This window comes from Paucimonas lemoignei, assembly GCF_004342585.1.
GTDB classification, from domain to species: Bacteria; Pseudomonadota; Gammaproteobacteria; order Burkholderiales; family Burkholderiaceae_D; genus Paucimonas; species Paucimonas lemoignei.
This window is the reverse complement of sequence record NZ_SLZQ01000035.1, coordinates 1-1,192: the sequence shown is the minus strand read 5'-3', so window position 1 is coordinate 1,192 and position 1,192 is coordinate 1. Positions and strand designations below refer to the sequence as shown.

At 59.6% G+C, this 1,192-nt stretch carries 1 protein-coding gene; it reads right to left on the bottom strand.

All coding sequences use genetic code 11. The annotated features are described in order from the left end of the window. Window positions 1-10: 10 nt before the first annotated feature. Window positions 11-1,192 carry a substrate-binding domain-containing protein gene (locus EDC30_RS19345; RefSeq protein ID WP_132260584.1) on the bottom strand — a complete coding sequence of 394 codons (1,182 nt, stop codon included), beginning with the start codon at window positions 1,190-1,192 and terminating at the stop codon, window positions 11-13.

Genomic DNA, 1,192 nt, shown 5'->3' with positions numbered 1-1,192 from the left:
CAGCAACGGATTAACGCTTGTTGCGGATGGGGATATCCATTTCTTCGGGCTTGATTTCGCGTACCAGTTCAGGCACGGCCCAGGTGAATGCCGGGTCGTTCTTGATCTTGAAGTGGTACATCGATTGCATCGCCTGATGGTCTTCCTTACGGAAGGTCATCTTGCCTTTCGGCGTCTCGAAGCTCATGCCTTCCATCGCTGCAATCAGCTTGTCGGTGTTGGTGTCGCCATTGGTCTTCTTCAGGGCTTCGACCACGGCAATACCAGCCGCCATGCCGCCAGCGGTGAAGAAGTCAGGCGGCGACTTGTAGCGCTTGTAGTGCTCGGTGTTGAGCCAGTTGTTGACCGGGTTCTTCGGGATGCCGTAGTAGTAGTACAGCGCGCCTTCCATGCCCGGGAATGCCTTGTAGGCCGCCATGGCCGGCAGGATGTTGCCGCCGGTGGCGATTTCGATGCCGTAACGGCCCGGGTTCAGGTCACCGATCTTGAACGGGTTACCTGCGCCAGCCCAGACGATCCAGATGACCTTGCGGCCCGGCTGGTCCTTGAGCTTGTCGAACAGGCGTTGCGCACCGGCGGTGAAGTCGGTGGTGGAGGCCGGCAGGTACTCTTCATGCACCAGCTTGGATTTCTTCAGCGCGCCCTTAAACGCTTTGACGCCGTCACGGCCAAACGCGGTGTCTTGCGCCAGGGTGGCGATGGTGGTGCCTTCCTTGTCCAGCGCCACGGCGTTGGAGATGGCGTCTTGGGACGAGTTACGGCCGGTGCGGAAGATGTACTTGTTCCACTTTTCACCGGTGATGGCGTCGGCCACGGCCGGCTCGACCAGCAGGATCTTCTTGAATTCTTCAGCGATCGGCAGCATGGCCAGGGCCACGCCGGAGTGGGTCGGGCCCACGGCGATGTCAGCCTTGTCATCCTGGAAGGCGGCGGTCAATTGTGCCTTGCCCACGTCGGGCTTGCACTGGTCGTCCTTGTCGATCAGGACCAGCTTGTTGCCGTTGACGGCGCCGGTGCCTTTGGTGGCGTATTCCAGGCCCAGTTGCAGACCAACTTGCGTTTGCTTGGCGTAGGCTTCCAGGATACCGGTCTTGCAGTAAATATGGGCAATCTTGATGTCTTTGGCTTGCACCGCGGTGGCAGCAGTGGCAGCGCACATGACAGCAAGGGCAGTCAGAACGTGACGTCTCAT